This is a genomic window from Paraburkholderia sp. (genome assembly GCF_035501035.1).
In the GTDB taxonomy this organism is placed as follows: Bacteria; Pseudomonadota; Gammaproteobacteria; order Burkholderiales; family Burkholderiaceae; genus Paraburkholderia.
In genome coordinates, this window is sequence record NZ_DATJWR010000034.1 from 1 (window position 1) to 16,477 (window position 16,477).

General features: G+C 59.0%; 10 protein-coding genes and 3 pseudogenes. 9 read left to right on the forward strand and 4 right to left on the reverse strand.

The window, feature by feature from the left end:
- The first annotated feature begins 138 nt into the window (after nucleotides 1–138).
- Nucleotides 139–1,173, forward strand: coding sequence for a methyl-accepting chemotaxis protein (locus tag VMJ11_RS02260; RefSeq protein WP_325616502.1), 1,035 nt, complete (start codon nucleotides 139–141; stop codon nucleotides 1,171–1,173).
- 773 nt (nucleotides 1,174–1,946) lie between these two features.
- Here VMJ11_RS02260 and VMJ11_RS02265 read toward each other — a convergent pair.
- The 4 genes and pseudogenes from VMJ11_RS02265 to VMJ11_RS02280 form a co-directional block, all read right to left on the reverse strand.
- Nucleotides 1,947–2,853 (reverse strand): annotated as a pseudogene (locus VMJ11_RS02265) (IS3 family transposase); the annotation flags it as partial.
- A gap of 78 nt (nucleotides 2,854–2,931) precedes the next feature.
- Complete coding sequence (gene ltrA, locus VMJ11_RS02270; protein ID WP_349255973.1) at nucleotides 2,932–4,122, reverse strand: group II intron reverse transcriptase/maturase; 1,191 nt, start codon at nucleotides 4,120–4,122, stop codon at nucleotides 2,932–2,934.
- A gap of 579 nt (nucleotides 4,123–4,701) precedes the next feature.
- A pseudogene (locus tag VMJ11_RS02275) lies at nucleotides 4,702–4,968 on the reverse strand (transposase); the annotation flags it as partial.
- A gap of 32 nt (nucleotides 4,969–5,000) precedes the next feature.
- The gene (locus tag VMJ11_RS02280) at nucleotides 5,001–5,174 is read right to left on the reverse strand and encodes a hypothetical protein (protein WP_325616506.1); all 174 of its coding nucleotides are present in this window, start codon (nucleotides 5,172–5,174) and stop codon (nucleotides 5,001–5,003) included.
- 130 nt (nucleotides 5,175–5,304) lie between these two features.
- Here VMJ11_RS02280 and VMJ11_RS02285 point away from each other — a divergent pair, with 130 nt between their 5' ends.
- The 8 genes and pseudogenes from VMJ11_RS02285 to VMJ11_RS02320 all read left to right on the forward strand — a co-directional run.
- A complete protein-coding gene (locus VMJ11_RS02285) occupies nucleotides 5,305–5,580 on the forward strand; it encodes a hypothetical protein (RefSeq protein ID WP_325616508.1) in 276 nt (91 codons plus the stop codon).
- A 444-nt stretch (nucleotides 5,581–6,024) separates the two neighbouring features.
- Nucleotides 6,025–6,372, forward strand: a complete 348-nt coding sequence (locus VMJ11_RS02290; RefSeq protein WP_325616510.1) for a hypothetical protein — start codon at nucleotides 6,025–6,027, stop codon at nucleotides 6,370–6,372.
- 148 nt (nucleotides 6,373–6,520) lie between these two features.
- On the forward strand, nucleotides 6,521–8,314 hold the full coding sequence (locus VMJ11_RS02295) for a SulP family inorganic anion transporter (protein ID WP_325616512.1): 1,794 nt from the start codon (nucleotides 6,521–6,523) through the stop codon (nucleotides 8,312–8,314).
- A gap of 71 nt (nucleotides 8,315–8,385) precedes the next feature.
- A complete protein-coding gene (locus VMJ11_RS02300; RefSeq protein WP_325616514.1) occupies nucleotides 8,386–9,831 on the forward strand; it encodes a DUF2254 domain-containing protein in 1,446 nt (481 codons plus the stop codon).
- Nucleotides 9,832–10,093: 262 nt separating this feature from the next.
- Nucleotides 10,094–11,839 (forward strand): aspartate-alanine antiporter, encoded by a 1,746-nt coding sequence (gene aspT, locus VMJ11_RS02305; protein WP_325616516.1) that lies wholly within the window; start codon nucleotides 10,094–10,096, stop codon nucleotides 11,837–11,839.
- A gap of 57 nt (nucleotides 11,840–11,896) precedes the next feature.
- Nucleotides 11,897–13,552, forward strand: a complete 1,656-nt coding sequence (locus tag VMJ11_RS02310) for a bifunctional aspartate transaminase/aspartate 4-decarboxylase (RefSeq protein WP_325616518.1) — start codon at nucleotides 11,897–11,899, stop codon at nucleotides 13,550–13,552.
- Between the two features lie 80 nt (nucleotides 13,553–13,632).
- Nucleotides 13,633–15,012, forward strand: coding sequence for a glutamate decarboxylase (locus tag VMJ11_RS02315; RefSeq protein ID WP_325616520.1), 1,380 nt, complete (start codon nucleotides 13,633–13,635; stop codon nucleotides 15,010–15,012).
- A gap of 693 nt (nucleotides 15,013–15,705) precedes the next feature.
- Nucleotides 15,706–16,477, forward strand: a pseudogene (locus VMJ11_RS02320) (aspartate-alanine antiporter); the annotation flags it as partial.

Below are 16,477 nucleotides of genomic sequence, written 5' to 3' on the forward strand. Positions count from 1 at the left end.
AAATCCGTGCCATCCGACGATCTGATTGCTCCATTGAAGTGAAGACAACGTTTGCATTCGGCATCCAGTGCTCCAACGCAAACAGGCCCAAAGCTTGCGTAACCGGCAGACAAGGTAACGCACTCATGGAACCATCATATGTCGAATCCACAGGCTATCGTCGACCTCACGCATGAAGTCAGGCGCCTTGCGACGAACAAGATCAACGACATCAACGACATCAATCGCGAGACCACGTTTCTCGCACTGAACGCACTCATCGAAGCAGCGCGCGCGGGAAACGCGGGCAAAGGCTTCGCGGTAGTGGCAAACCAGGTCAAGCATGTCTCCAGGCGTATCTCGGAAATCACCACGGATCTGAACAAGGATCTCGCCGGATCGCTGTCCACGCTTACGCAGCTAGGCGACAACATGATCGAACGCCTGCGCTCCCACGATGGCCAGCGCTGCGCCGATCTCGCGCTCAACATGATTGACGTCATCGACCGCAACCTCTATGAGCGCTCGTGCGACGTGCGCTGGTGGGCAACCGACTCAGCCGTCGTGGATTGCCTCGCCAGCGATGACGCATCTTCGGCGAAGCACGCCGGCGAGCGGCTTTCAGTGATCCTCGACAGCTATACGGTTTATCGTGATATATGGGTAGTCGACGAACGTGGCTTCGTCGTCACGAACGGTCGGTCTGGCCTGTATTCCGTGCGCGGCCAGAACGTGGCGGGAGCGGCCTGGTTCAGGGCCGCGATGAAAACCAGTTCGGGCGCGGACTATGTCGCATGCGACGTCGAGGCCCTCGCCATGATGCATCACGCGCAGGTGGCGACCTACTCCACCGCGATCCGCGAGGGCGGCCGCGCGAACGGCCGCGTGCTGGGCGCGCTCGTTATCTTCTTCGACTGGGCGCCGCAGGCTGGCGCTGTTGTCAAGGGTGTACGCCTGAGCGATGAGGAATGGACGCGCTCGCGCTGCATGATCGTCGATTCGGCATTTCGCGTGATCGCCGCCTCTGACGGGCAAGGACTCCTGACCGAACGCTTCCGCCTGCAGGCCGACGGCAGGCAGACAGGCTTTTATCGGGCAGCAGACGGAACGATTGTTTCGTTCGCTGCGACGCCAGGCTACGAGACATATCGGGGGTTAGGCTGGTATGGCGTGATCTGTCAGAGGCCCGCGTAAGGTCGGGCCATCCCTGTCACTGGGCAACGTCTGCGCCGGTTACTCATTCCGCTGCGCGGTGACCTCGCGATCGTGCTTCATTTTCACGTGATGGCAAAGCGACGCATTCAATGCAGGTGTGCTTTTCGTCGTGCTTCCCGCGCTCTCCAGACGCGACGGCGTGAACGGCCCAGACGCACTCCCGCGCAGTCACGCAATCGGCACTGACCGCTTTCGCTATCAATGGCCACTTCATCGAAATCGGTAGACGGGACGTCGAGGCAGGGGCGCTGGTACGCGGGCGGAAAACCAGGCTTTCTCCCGGCCGGCACAAAGACACGGGCGAGTTCGAGGAGGATGCGTCTGAACATGGGCTGTCTCCGGAATGGCTACCGTTCCGGACGCCATTGCCCGATACATGTCTGTTCTGTCCGCTGCGATACCACCGACCGCATGAAGCCAGCGTCAATGCTGGTTTTTGCCGGACATGCAAGGTGCCGGGTTGCTGGCAGACAACCAGCCTGGCCAGAACCGGCAACCATTGCTGGCGCGGATTCTCCCTGGAGAAAATTCGCGAGGCAAGCCCTTCAGCGATATTATCTGGCGGCATCTGTGCGACTGCCATCTGACCGCGGCGCGAGGGATCGTATGGCCCCGGTAGTGCGCGTCCTCGCAGCCTTGCTGCGCAGGCGCGCACATGGAAATCCGCTTTCCCGTCAGCTCTTCGTGCTCAATGGCCGGTCCCGAAAAGACGCTGAGGTTCCCCCGGTTTTTCGCCTTCCAGAGGCCCCGGGTTATGCAGCCGCATCCCTTGTCCGCTGAGCCGTAAGCCAGTCTTGCATGAACTGGGTTGGCGACATGAAGCCGAGCGATGAATGACGACGACTACGGTTATAAAACACTTCGATGTATTCGAACAAGTCCGCGACGGCTTCGCGATGCGTGCGATACCTCGTGCCATGTACGCGCTCGTTCTTCAGGCTGTTGAAGAAGCTTTCCGTCGGCGCGTTATCCCAGCAACTGCCTTTGCGGCTCATCGAGCATTGCATGCCGTACGAGTTCAGCTTGCGCTGGAAGTCGTGGCTGGCGTATTGGGCCTCTATCCGAATGATGCAGCGCGCCGGGCGCGGGCCGGCGGCGGAACCATGCCATCGTCAGCGCGTCGGTTACGAGTTCCGTCGTCATGCGCGGCTGGACGGACCAGCCCACGACCTCCCGATTGAACAGGTCCAGCGTGACGGCCAGGTACAGCCAACCTTCGTCGGTCCAGATGTACGTGATGTCCGAGGTGAACACCTGATTGGGCTCGACCGGCGTGAAGTTGCGGTTCAATACGTTCGGCGCGACCGGCAGTTTGTGCCGGGAATCGGTTGTCACGCGGTAACGGCGCTTGTGGCGGGCCCGAATACCGTTGGCGCTCATCAACCGCTCGACCCGTGCCTTGCTGGCTGGGAAGCCTCGAGAGCGAACCTCTTCGGTCATGCGCGGCGAGCCGTAGGCGCCTTTGACCTCGGCGTGAATCGTCCGAATCAACGTGAGCAACTGCGCATCGGTCAGCCGCTGACGCTCGGGCGTGCCGCCGCGCTTCCACGCACGATAGCCGTTCACGCTCACGCCAAGGACCTCGCACAGCGCCGCAAGCGGGTATTGCCGGCACTGTGTGTCAATCCAAGCGAACTTCACAGGAGGTCCTTCGCGAAGAGTCGAGTAGCCCGGCGGAACTTCCCCGCCAGGCCCTCACAGATCCGTACGTGAATCTCTCGATTCATACGGCTCTTGTCATCCAGCCGGAGGCAATACCCCCACCTTCCAGTGATACAGCAGATCCGGTGCACGCGCCGCCAACAGCCTGAGCCACGTCCGAGCCTTGGCACGACTTCGTTTGAACCGACGGTACTTGCGCGCCGCCCATTTCGCCAGAATGTCGTTGAGGTGGCCGACCACGCGTTTGAATACGCTCATATAGAACGCCGCGTAATAGTTCCACCATCCGCGCAGGGCTGGATTGACCCGCTCGGCAATGTCTTCAATCCCAGCATCTGTCCAGCGGCCGATGTCCCACAGCCGCATTTTCTCGCGAATGCGCTTCGCGGCCTTGCTGCTGAGCGCAGGACTGAAGCTGTTGAAGTAGATGCCGCGCTTGCTTTTGGCCAGCCGGCCACGGAAGGTGTATCCCAGAAAGTCGAAGCTCGTGTAGGGATAGTCTTTCTTGCGATTCCCATCCCGGCAGTACACGATCCTCGTCTTCTCAGGATGCAGTTCCAGGCCACAGGCCTTGAGACGCGCACCGATTGCCTCCAGCAACCGTCTGGCTTCGGCTTCACTTTTACAGTGGACCAATCCATCGTCGGCGTACCGCACGAAGGACGTTTCCGGAAAGTGCCTCGCCATCCAGCTATCAAAGGCATAATGCATGTAGAGATTAAACAGCACCGGGCTGACGACACCACCCTGCGGCGTGCCCTGCGTCCGCGACACCATTTCCTGCCCCCTCATCATTGGCGCCTTCAACCAGCGTTCGACGTACAGCTCCGCCCATGTGCAACGGGCATGCTGCCGCACCGCTTTCATCATGAGTTCGTGGTCAACGTGGTCAAACGCACCTTTGATGTCAAATTCCAGTACCCAATCGTATTTCCAGCAACGGCTCCGAACAGCAGCAATCGCATCCAGCGCCGACCTGGAAGGACGGTAAGCATAGGAATCCGGATGGAAGCAGGGCTCTACCTGCGCTTCAAGATAATTGCGCACAACCGCCTGGGCAACGCGGTCCGCCACTGTTGGAATTCCCAGTAACCGCTTGCGATTCCTGTCATTGCCCTTCGGAATTTCCACGCCGCGCACCGGCGGGGGGAAGTAGCTCCCTGAAGACATCCGGTTCCACAGCTTGTACAGATTGCGTCCAAGCCGCTCTTCAAATGCCTCGATGGTTTGCCCGTCCACACCATGCGCGCCATGGTTCGCTTTCACCTGAAGCCATGCTGCCCACACAGACTGCTTCGTTATTGCAAACGGCCGGGCTCGACTCATCGGCTCATCCCATTCTCTGGTTGGCCGACGGGTCTTGCCGGACGACGCATTCCCTTCGCTCCGCCCCCATTACGAGGCTTCACCGCTACTACGAAATGCTCCGTCCCTGTACCCCGCATCGGTACTCTCGCTTTCTTCGAGTCCTTCAAATCAAGCTTCTCCCTTCGCATCGAGATGACAGGTTCCTATGTTCCGTTCAATCGCCTGGAGTATCGTCACGCCGTCTATATGCCGGTCGCCACCAAGCCAGTCATCAGGCTCCCGCTTGGTTTGTCCCAGGGTGCAGCGTGGACCCTGGTTTTGACGACGGGTGGAAAAAGCTATCGACACCTCATCGACGGTTCGCTTGCGCTCGTCTCGTTATTCCATACCTGACGCATTCACTGCGCCTTTTCTTCAACGCTCACCACCACGTCTCTTAAACGCAGCAGCTTGAAGTGGTTTGATGCCTTCTCCTGAAAGACGGCATCGAGGGGCCCACCCTCATCGATCAAACAGCTTTCATAGCACACACGCGGCCGCTTTTTTTAAAATATCTCGCTCCATCTTCAGGCGAGCCACTTCGGCACGCAGCCGCGCCAGTTCCATCTGTTCCGGGCTCACAGGCTTCGTGCCTGCTCCCGCCAGCTTGCCTTCCCGGTCAGCCTTCACCCAGTTGTACAGCGTCTGTTCAACCACCCCCAGTGTCGCCGCCGCCGCCGCCATGCTTTGTCCTGCCTTGACCAGTCGCACCGCTTCCATTTTGAACTCGAGCGTGTACTGCGCTCGCTTTGCCTTGCTCGTCATCGTTCTTCTTCTCCTTGCTTGAGTTTACCTGCTCAGCAAGGGATTCGTTTTTCGGGGGCAAGCTCACACACCTTCGCGCCGCTTTTCACCGCCCACTCCTGAAGTCTGACGAGCTCGACGTGCAGCCGCTCCAGTTCCTTCAGATAGGTCTTGTTATCGAGCTTTTCCGCTCGCGCCCCTTCGCTCTTCTTGGCCTCGTCAGGCACCTTGGATATGATGTCACCTCCATACCGTCCAGCCGCTGCGGAATTGCGTTCTTTCGCCCACTATCGGCGCGTCGCCAGCGCCCGGCAATAGGACTTTAGACCGATGGTCAGCAGGCACGGTGGCCAGAATATGTCCGAATACGCATTCGCGTGCGGTAAGCATTGCACCGGCTCGATCGACGACCGGGTAGTCCGATCGATGATCATGTCGGCGATCAGCGGCCCCTGTCAGCTCGATCACCTGCTGGTGTCGCTTCGACCAATCGCTTCCGGCATGCAGGAGAGCGGCTGCTACGTCCTTTCGCCGCTGCTTTTCCCCACGCGCCTGCTCTGGCTGGATTTTCCCGACGATGGGCGTGCCCTGGAGGTTGCGGCATCGCCGCACGCATGTTGTACCGCCCCTTGAGGCGGCAAATGAAACCTGACCTGATTCCGGATGGTCTCCATTCGGGTCACGCCCAGAAATAGCATGCCCCCTCCTCCAATCCCTTGATCTACGTCAAACCGATTCCTCGTTTCGGCACTGCTATTTTCAGCAGCAAGCTCGGATGAGATGCCAGGCGACCGGTGTACTGACGTGAGCTTGCAGTGAACATGAACACGCGCATCCAATCGCCTGTGCGCCGAAATAGAATTGACATAAGTCAATTTCGCTGCTGCACCGAAGCCTATTGTTTCTAATGTCATGCAGCGGCAGCGAAATCCCTGATGGCGTTGTGATGCTGGCGTAAGTCCCTGGCGTCGGGGATTAACCTCCCCGCCTCGTGTGGCGCCGCCTGGACGCCGACTACGTTATCACCCCGGCAGGTTACCGGTCGCCGACGTAATGTGTTCAGCAGAGTGATAGGTCATGAATGAGCCATTGATCGGGATGACAGAGCCCGTACTATCGAATGATTCCGCGGTGTGGTTTGCCGCATACGGTTTTGGGTGGGGATACCGCTCATTTGCGATCTCGTATGAAGCGCTGCGCGATTCGCTTGGGGCAGCCGACACTACTGACGCACAGATTCGTCTAGCTTTTCAATTGGGAAAACGACATATTTTGCAGGCCGTGCAGCAATATGGGTCGCTCCCCTATGAAGGGCAGCGAATCAGGCTTTCTTTGGGCGGGCTGTGGCGATTGAATATCCATGAAGAGATTGCCAGCTTGGCGGCCAGTGGAGAACCCGGATCGACTTGCGCAACATCACCATAGTCGAGGCAAGCGCGTACAGCATGCGTGCACGCTTCACCATGAGCGCCGGGAAATTCGTCTCCGATGATGGCCACCTACTCCGTCGGTAACGAGACTTGAACGATCGTTGGGGTCCGGTTATGGATCAGCTGTCCGAAAGGAGAAAGCGATGTCTGCAGAAGAACATACCCCCTTCGTCGATGTCGCTAACAAGACACCCGCTAAAGGTTGGCGCGCCGTCTTTCCGCCGGCGCAATGGCTGCCGCGCTATCGGTTGCAGTGGCTGTCATCCGATGCGATAGCGGGGGTAACGCTTGCTGCCTATGGGATACCCGTATCGCTTGCCTATGCGACGCTTGCGGGCCTGCCACCGCAATACGGCATCTATTGCTATCTCGCTGGGGGGCTGTTCTACGCGCTGTTCGGCTCGTCGCATCAACTAGCCATCGGCCCGACCTCCGCCATCTCGATGCTCGTCGGTGTGACCGTCGCGGAAATGGCGGGCGGCGATCCTGCACGATTCGCGTCGATTGCTGCCCTGACTGCGATATTGATTGCATTCATGTGCTTGATTGCGTGGATTCTGCGTTTAAGCTCGCTTGTCAACTTCATCAGTGAGACGATACTGCTCGGCTTCAAGGCGGGCGCGGCGCTCACCATCGCGCTGACCCAATTGCCCAAGCTGTTTGGGGTCAAGGGGGGCGGCGAGCAGTTTTTCGACCGCGTTATGATTCTCGCCAGCCAGCTTCCCGACACGCATGTCGTTGTGCTCGGGTTTGGTCTCTGCGCTCTCGCGCTACTGGTGCTAGGTGAAAAATTTCTGCCCGGGCGACCCGTCGCATTGTTTGTCGTGGTGCTGTCCATCGTAGTGCTTTCGGTGACGCCGCTCAGTGAAATGGGCTTCAAGGTCGTGGGCACCTTGCCCCGGGGCTTGCCACAATTTCATTTTCCCGCGCTGCGTGTTCGCGACGTGGACGGTATTGTTCCGTTAGCCTTCGCATGCCTATTGTTGTCGTATGTGGAAAGCGTTTCTGCGGCGCGTGCCATTGCGAAAAAGCACGGTTATGAGATCGATCCACGTCAGGAGTTGCTGGGTTTAGGCGCGGCCAATCTCGCTACAGGTCTTTTTCAGGGCTATCCGGTGGCCGGCGGCCTGTCTCAGTCATCCGTCAACGACAAGGCCGGCGCAAGGACGCCGCTTGCGCTGGTGTTCGCTTCGATTGCAATCGGTTTGTGCCTGATGTTCCTGACGGGCCTGCTCACCAATCTGCCGAATGTGGTGCTTGCCGCGATCGTGCTGGTGGCGGTCAAAGGGCTGGTGGACATTCGCGAACTGCGTCACGTTTGGCGCGTTAGTCGTTATGAGTTTTTCGTGTCTATGGTCGCCTTTGCGGCCGTCTTGCTGCTTGGCATCCTGAAGGGTGTGATCTTCGCTGTGCTCGCGTCGATGTTGCTGCTTATCAGGCGCGCTGCGCATCCGCATGTGGCGATCCTCGGGCGCATTCCCGGCACGCATCGCTATTCGGACGTCGAGCGCCATCCCGATAACGAGACGGTCCCCGGCGTGTTGATTTTCCGCGTCGAAGCTTCACTGCTTTATTTCAACGCTGAACATGTGCGAGCGACCGTATGGGAGTCGATCCAGTCGAACACGGCATCCATCAAGCTTGTGATATGTGATCTCTCCAACTCACCGTCGGTGGACATTGCGGGTGCACGCATGCTTTCGACATTGCATGCTGCTCTTGCCGCAGCCGGAATAAGCATGAGGATCGTTGCCGCCCACGGTAGTGCACGGGAAATCCTGCGTGCAGAGGGTCTGGAACAGCAGATCGGTGACGTCGGGCGCGGCATCTCAGTGGACGATGTGATCGAAGAGTTCCTCTTCGGAATCGACACAAAGATCGCGACCTCCGTCTTTTCACGAACCAGAAACGTGCCCGGCGCAGCGCCGGTTGCTTGAGACGGTCGCGGAGCCATGAAGATGTGCGCCCAGGTGGCGAGCATTTCCGACCTCTGCCCCAGGAGACGGGTATGGCCTGGAACAGAAAATACAGCGTGATCAGCTATGTTAGGTCATCGCTGTGGATCGTGCCGATTCTCGCCATGACGGCTGGCTTCGTCTTGAAGCGCATTGCCGAATACGTCGGCGCGTGGTTGGTTGCCCATCATGCGTATGATCTGAAAAGCGGGTTCTTTGCCGTCAATGCAGAGGAAGCGCATTCGATTCTCGAGCGAATCTTCACCCTCAATCTGTCGTGTCTGGTGTTCAGTTTCGGCTCGATGCTGGTAGCCATCCAGGTCGCGGGTGGACAATACACACCTCGCATCATTGCGACCACTCTCCTGCGGGATAACGTAATTCGATGGATCGTGGGGCTGTTTGTCTTTTCGCTGCTGTGGACGCACAGGACCATGGCCGAACTGGGCCAATCTGCGCTAGTGCCACAATTGCAGGTGTTCCTTGCGACGACGATCGGACTCGCATCACTCATCGCATTCATTCTGCTGATTGACTATTCCGCGCGGCTGATGCGGCCTGTCAGCCTGATAGGCCGCGTGGCAGAGCAGGGATTTACCGCCATCGATAGCATTTATCCTTATCCCTTCGACGAAGAGCAGAGGCACGCGAATCCGTCAGCCGTGCATGAATGGGCATCGCGCTCGCAGCAGTCGATCGCAAGCGCAGACGGGAAAAGCGGGGCCAGCAACGATGAGACGGGGCCACGCATTGTCTGTCATAGGGGGCGATCCGGTGTCGTGCTGGCGGTGAATCTGAGGGGCCTCGCACGCGAAGCCCGACGTTGTGGGTGTGTCATCGAGTTCGCCGTTCAGGTCGGCGATTTTCTTGCCACGGACGAACCGCTCTTCTACCTGACCGGAAGCAGCGATACGATCAGCGAACGGCGCTTGCAAAACCTCGTTGCACTCGGCTCGGAAAGGACGATGGAGCAGGATCCCATGTTCGCATTCCGGATCGAAGTCGATATCGCGATAAAGGCACTGTCTCCCGCGATCAATGATCCCACGACCGCCGTGCTGGCCATCGACCAGTTGCACAGGCTGCTCCGTCTGGTCGGGAAGCGCTCTCTTGCGAACCGGGTCGTGTGCGACGAGAGCGGGAAACCTCGCGTGCTCTTTCGCACGCCGGACTGGGACGACTATGTGCACATCAGCTTCAGGGAAATACGGCAGTGCGGCGCTGGCAGTTTGCAGATCGTACGGCGTCAGCGTGCAATGATCGAGAACCTGACGAAGACGCTGCCCGCGGCCCGCCACGCGGCATTGCGCCGCGAGCTGGGCCTGCTGGATGCCGCGATGATGCGCGAACATATGTTCGAGGAGGATCTCGCACTGGCTCGCATCCCGGACACGCAGGGGCTGGGTGGCGCACCGGAAGCGGGCTTGCGAAAAGAAACCGCGAATGAACGTGAACAGGGCGAAGGCGCGCGTGCGAACAGCGTACAAGTGCAGGAATGAAAGTTGGCCGGTACACGATGAGTCGGATGCAGAAGTCCAGGCCAAAGCTGTGCACTGAGTCGCTGCGTAAAGTGTCTGACTGACCCGGTGCTGGATCATAGGACCAAGGTTGTATTGCTTACTGCCGCGAAAAGAGCCACCGTAACAATGGAGAAAGACCGATCCGCGCATTCGATCAATCTCCGGATGAATGGCGACGAAGATTTACGGACGCCCCCCCGGCACATTGGTGTCAACGGGTGAACCGCAGACGAGGACTGAAATGGCATGGATAGCTGCAACGCTACAACACTATCCCGAGATCGCGATATTCCTGTCACTCGCGATCGGCTATTGGGTCGGCGGAAAGAGCTTTAAGGGGTTCAGTCTGGGCGCAGTCACGGCAACGCTGTTGGCTGCCATTGCGATTGGGCAGCTTCATATCACCGTATCGCCCAACGTCAAGTCGGTGTTCTTCCTGATGTTCCTGTTTGCCGTGGGCTACGGCGTGGGACCGCAGTTTGTGCGCGGCATCGCCAAGGACGGCTTGCCGCAGGCACTCTTCGCTATCGTGCAGTGTCTGCTGTCGTTGGGCTCGGTGATTCTTGCAGCGAAACTGGCTGGCTACGACCTCGGATCGGCGGCTGGACTCTTCGCCGGCTCGCAGACAATATCAGCCTCAATGGGGCTTGCGACGGATGCCATCAACCGGCTGGCGTTACCGCCCGATCAGACCAAAGTCGTTCTCGACGCGATGCCGACCGCCTACGCGATCTCTTATATTTTTGGCACGATCGGATCTGCACTGATCCTCGCGACGCTCGGCCCGAAGCTGTTGCGCATCGATCTGGTCGCGGCATGCAAGGAATACGAGGCGAGTCTCGGTGGAAGCAAGGAACTTGGCGGCGCCGGCCAGGCCTGGCACCGGTACGAATTGCGTGCTTTTCGGGTTGTGCCGGACAGCGTCGTGTGCGGCAAAACGGTCAGTCAGGTTGAAGCGCTCCAGCCTGAAAACACGCGCTTGTTCATCGAACGAGTGAGACGCGGGGGCACGGTCCAGGAGGCGACCCTCGATCTGGTTCTGCAGGTTGACGATGTCGTCGCGATAGCCGGTCCTCGTGACCAGCTGCTCTCTGTGCTCGGGGCCCGCGGCGCGACCGGGGAGGACTCGGACAATCAGGCCGTCGCGGTTCGCAGAGCGCGGGCACTGGAAGTGGACGATCCCGAACTCCTGGCAGTACCGGCCGAAGGCGTGGATGTCTACGTCACCAGCAAGGCGGTGGATGGCAAGACCTTGCAGGAGCTTGCAGGCTTGCCGCTTGCGCGCGGCGTCTATCTCCGGAAAATCAAGCGGGGACCCACGGAAACGCAGATTCCGGTACTGCCCAATACGAAGCTGCATCGTGGCGACACAATAACGATCGTCGGACGGACCCAGGACACGAGTGCCGCCGCGAAGGTGCTTGGCGTGCTGGACCGGCCAACCAACATGACGGACGTAGCGTTCGTCGCCCTCGCGATCACCGTCGGCGCACTGGTGGGTGCGATCGTCATCAACGTCGCAGGTGTCCCGATCACGTTGTCGACGGCCGGCGGAGCACTGATCGCAGGCCTCGTGTTCGGCTGGCTGCGCGCGATCCACCCAACCTTCGGCCGGATTCCGGAGCCCACCGTATGGTTCATGAACTCGGTCGGTCTGAATGTGTTCATCGCAGTGGTGGGTCTTACGGCTGGGCCTGGGTTTGTCGCCGGGCTGCAGCATCTCGGCGTCGGTCTGTTCCTGTGGGGGATCATGGCCACCACTGTGCCGCTGGTCCTCGGCATGCTAATCGCGCGCTACGTCTTTCATTTCCATCCGGCCATCCTGCTCGGCGTGTGTGCCGGTGCAAGAACCACGACCGCGGCGCTGGGGATGATCTGTGACGCAGCGAAAAGCCAGATCCCGGGACTGGGCTACACCGTTACCTACGCGGTAGGTAATACGCTCCTGACGATCTGGGGCATGGTCATCATCATGATTCTAGCGTGAGTCGGAAGCGTAACGAGGGGCGAGCCGATCCGGCAAACCTCGTTCTGGAGAACGCAAATGAGCAAGCGGGAAATGCAGGATGCCGAGAAAGCGGCGGGGCTGGCCGCACTCAGTCCGTTTGAACTGAAAGACGAATTGATCAAGGCGGCGGGCGGCGGCGCGGTTGAGCGAGCGGCGAACCTCGCGATGCTCAATGCCGGGCGCGGAAATCCCAACTTCGTCGCGACCATTCCGCGCCACGGTTTCTGGCAACTCGGTCTGTTTGCGATGCGCGAGGCGGAACGCTCGTTTGCCTATATGCCGGAAGGCGTCGGCGGCTTTCCGAAGCGCGAAGGGCTTGGCGAGCGGTTCGATCTGTTCCTTCGCGAGAACAAAGGCGTGCCGGGCATCGACTTTCTGGCTAGCGCCGTATCGTATGTGCGGGATCAGCTCGGACTGTCGGCAGCCGACTTCCTGTATGAGATGTGCGAGGGCATTCTCGCGTCGAACTATCCGGTGCCCGACCGAATGCTGAAGCTGTCGGAGGTCATCGTCGGCCAGTATCTGCGCCGCGAGATGATCGGCGACCATCCGTTCATCGGCGAGTTCGATATCTTCGCGGTGGAGGGCGGCACAGCCGCGATGACCTACATCTTCAACACGATGCGCGAGAACCGGCTGATCAAGCCCGGCGATACGATCGCGCTCGGCATGCCGATCTTTACGCCATATATCGAGATTCCGCATCTCAACGACTATCAGTTGAAGGTCGTCGAGGTCAATGCGGACGTGGAAAAAAACTGGCAATACTCGAACGAGGAACTCGACAAACTGCGCGACCCGAAAGTGAAGGCGTTCTTTCTCGTGAATCCGAGCAACCCGCCGTCGGTGCGGATCAGCGACGAAAGTCTTCAGTACATTGCCGACATCGTCAAGGAACGGCCTGACCTGGTCCTGCTGACCGACGACGTGTACGGCACCTTCGCCGACGGCTTCGTCTCGCTGTTCGCTCTCGCTCCGAAAAACACCATCCTCGTGTATTCGTACTCCAAGTATTTCGGCGCGACCGGCTGGCGTCTCGGCGCAATCGCTACACATCGCGACAACGTGCTCGACAAGCTGATCGCCGAACTGCCCGGGGACGCCAGGAAGGAGCTACACAAGCGTTACGAATCGATCACGACTGAGCCCGACAAGCTAAAGTTCATTGACCGCTTGGTCGCGGACAGCCGCACGGTGGCGCTGAATCACACTGCCGGCCTGTCGACTCCGCAGCAGGTGCAGATGGTGCTGTTCTCGCTGTTCTCACTGATGGACACGCCGGACGCCTATAAAAAAGCGCTGAAGCGCCTGATCCGCAGCCGCAAGCGTGCGCTTTACGAAGAGATCGGCATCTCATTCGACGACAACGACACAAACCAGGTCGACTACTACACGATTCTCGACCTGGAGTTTCTCGGCGAACGTGCGTACGGACGCGATTTTGTCGAGTGGCTCATGAAGAATACCGAGCCGTCGGAACTGCTGTTCAGACTGGCCCGGGAAGCGCGCGTGGTGCTGTTGCCGGGGCGGGGATTCGGCACGCCGCATCCTTCCGGCCGCGTATCGCTTGCGAACCTGAACGAGTCCGACTATCGGAAGATAGGCCACGCCATTCGAGCGCTGCTTGCCGATTATGTCGAGCGCTACAACGCCGCGACCGGCAACAAGCTTGACAAGAACAGGGTGCTGTAAGTCCCGTCCCCGGCCAACCGGGCGATCCAGCCGGTTACGGCGGCCTTTGCATCCAACCTTTCTCCATCAGGGAGTACTAGATGACTACGGACAGCGAGAAGATCACACCCTATGACGAATTCAACTATCCGATCCCAGAGAACGAATTTCCGAAAGACGGGATGTCCGCGCGCGCGGCGGCCGCGGTCGTCATTAGCGCCGAGTGGACCGACGCGAACCCGATGCTAAACATGTCGTCGTTCGTCACCACCTGGGCCGAGCCGGAGGCTGCGGAGACGGCGAAGCGCAACATATTCAAGAACTACATCGACCATGACATGTATCCACAGGTGTTCGCGATGGAAACGCGGATGGTCAGGTGGTTGCATCAGCTATGGAACGGCCCGAAAGGCGTGGAGCCGTACGGCACGGCGACGGTGGGCTCGTCCGAGGCGTGCATGCTCGGCGGCCTCGCGCACAAGTGGAACTGGCGCAAGAGAAGGGAAGCGGAAGGAAAAGACGCGAGTAAGCCAAATATGGTCACCGGCGGAAATGTGCAGATCGTATGGAAAAAGTTTTTTCGCTATTTCGATGTCCAACCGCGCATCGTGCCGCTGAGTCCGGGCAACTACCGGTTGACGGCGGAACATCTCGATAAGTACGTGGACGAAAATACCATTGCGGTTGTCGCCATCGCGGGACAAACATTCACCGGCGAGGACGACGACATTCAGGGCATTCACGACTGGCTGGACGACTACGAGAAGCGTACCGGCATTTCGATTCCCATGCACATCGATGGCGCGTCGGGAGGATTCGTCAATCCGTTCCTTTACCCTGACTACAAATGGGACTTCCGGCTGCCGCGCGTGCAGTCCATCAATGCGTCGGGACACAAGTACGGCCTTGTTCCCCCTGGCCTCGGCTGGATCATTTTCCGCGAGCGCAAAGTATTTAACGAGGAGCTGGTTTTCTACGTCAACTACCTCGGTGGCGAAATGCCGACCGCGACGTTGAATTTCAGCCGCAACGCCTTTCAGGTTGCGGTGCAGTACTACATGTTCCTTCGCCAGGGATTCGAAGGTTACAGAAGGGTCATGCAGCACACGTTGGACAATGCCATCGCGCTGCGCGAAATTCTCGTGAATAGCGGCTACTTCACGGTCATGAACGAAGCGCAGCGAATACCCGTGGTAGCGGTGACGCTCGACAAGAAGGTAAAGAACTTCAACGAATTCGATGTCTCGAACAAAGTACGGGAAAAAGGCTGGGTACTCGCAGCATACTCGATGCCGCCCAATGCCGAGGAGGTGACAAGCCTACGCGTGGTGGTGCGGCCACATATCAACCGGAATGTGGCGGAACTGCTTGCAGACGACATCGTCAATGCCTGCGAGTTCCTCGAAAAAAACGGCGGAAATGCGAAGCCACCAGCGCTGCACAAGCATGCCGAGGAGAACTCGACGGTGACCAAGTGTTGAGAACGCACGGAGCGGGAGCGTGACGACGTGGTTGTCTTTGTCTCGGTGAGTCGGCACCACATGAAGCAGATCGCCAGCGTTCGAGTACTCGAACGCTGGCGGATTCAACATCGTCAGGAAAATGCAGTTGTACACCCGAGCAGAAAAATACGGACTACGGTTGGAATTTCAGCGACGCGAACCAACCAGTGCGTGCCGCCGCGACAGCCACTCTGGCTGTGCAAATATCAGAAACAGCTCGGCATGGCTGATCCGCGGTTGCTAGAGCGATCGTTGAAGGGTCTAATGCTCAATTTCGATCGACAGGTTAGTCGCAAGGACCCGTTCGAGGGGATATCGTCTGCCCACACCTTGATCTGCGAGCGGCCACGTCTTCGAAATGCCCGCATCATGAGCGCCACGGACTTTACGTAAGTGCGATTGAGGAAATCAGCGCCCGCGACGTAGTGCCCTGCCGGCGGCAGCGGACTGCTTGCGTTGGCCAGCAAAATGTATGCCCCGCCGACGACTAGCTTCGAACATAACGCAGCTGTCGCGCGAAACGCAGAAGGTGCATCTCAGACCATTGATCCAAGTCAACACCGCGGCAACACAGAGATTGATGATTAATGAGGCTTGGCAAGTGACTGATCCGTTGACAAACGCGACTACGTGCGCCCTGAGTTATCGAGGCAACCGGAGACGAGGGTAATTATGTCCTGGCTAACAGCAACATTGCGACACTACCCCGAAGTTGCCATATTTATGTCACTCGGCGTTGGCTACTGGATTGGCGGCAAGAGCTTCAAGGGTTTCAGTTTGGGCGCGGTGACGGCAACCTTGTTGGCCGCCATCGCGATTGGGCAACTACATATTACGGTCTCTCCAAACGTTAAGGCGGTGTTCTTCCTGATGTTCCTGTTTGCCGTAGGCTACGGGGTTGGTCCGCAGTTCATGCGTGGTATCGCGAAAGATGGCCTGCCACAAGCACTGTTCGCGATCGTCCAGTGTGGACTGTCTTTGGCCTCAGTGGTTCTCGCCGTGAAGCTGGGGGGCTACGACATTGGGTCGGGTGCCGGCCTCCTTGCTGGCTCCCAGACCATTTCGGCTTCGATGGGCCTTGCGACAGACGCCATTAGCCGACTGGGGCTGCCGCCCGAGCAGGCCAGGACGCTGCTGGATGCGATGCCTACCGCCTATGCCATATCCTACATTTTCGGCACGGTAGGCTCGGCGGTGATCCTCGCGGTTGTAGGACCGAAGTTGCTGCGCATCGACCTGGTCGCAGCATGCAAGGAGTATGACGCCAGTCTGGGCGGTACAAAGGAGCTGGGTGGTGCAGGCCAGGCCTGGCATCGGTATGAGCTGCGCGCCTATCGTGTCACGCCGGAAAGCATGGTCTGCGGCAAGACCGTGAGTCAGGTCGAAGCGCTGCAGCCCAGCGGGACGCGATTGTTTATCGAGCGCGTCAGGCGCGGGGGCGTTA